Below are 330 nucleotides of genomic sequence, written 5' to 3'. Positions count from 1 at the left end.
CAATCGTGGCAGGGTCGAGTTGCTTGCCGTGCAGGTAGGCTTTGGAGAGTTTGTATTCTTCTAATGCCCTAAAATTACCCTGCTGGGCTTCTTGGAGAAAATATTTGAGGTCTTCTAAGGATTTCATTGGTTATTCCTATTTTTACTCGGTTTGTTTGAGAAACAAACCTGAAGACCACTCCCACCGATTGAATCGGTGTTCGCTCCTAAAGCTACCATCTCATATTCAAGCGAGCTTGAATATTCGAGATAAGTTTCATAGGTTTTCATTATTTATCCTAATCTGCGTTAATCGCAGTTTTTAGGCGTAGTGTAGTGTGCTTTGGGAGT

General features: G+C 41.5%; 1 protein-coding gene. It reads right to left on the bottom strand.

Features of this window, described 5'->3' with window-relative positions; translation table 11 throughout:
• Nucleotides 1-123 precede the first annotated feature (123 nt).
• Entirely contained in the window at nt 124-270 is a 147-nt protein-coding gene (locus tag BJI48_RS09550) for a hypothetical protein (protein ID WP_180763116.1), read from the bottom strand.
• Nucleotides 271-330: the final 60 nt, after the last annotated feature.

It is taken from the genome of Helicobacter sp. 11S02596-1, from assembly GCF_002272825.1.
GTDB lineage: Bacteria > Campylobacterota > Campylobacteria > Campylobacterales > Helicobacteraceae > Helicobacter_J.
Note: the sequence above shows the minus strand (reverse complement) of the source record. Positions and strands in the feature narration are given on the sequence as shown.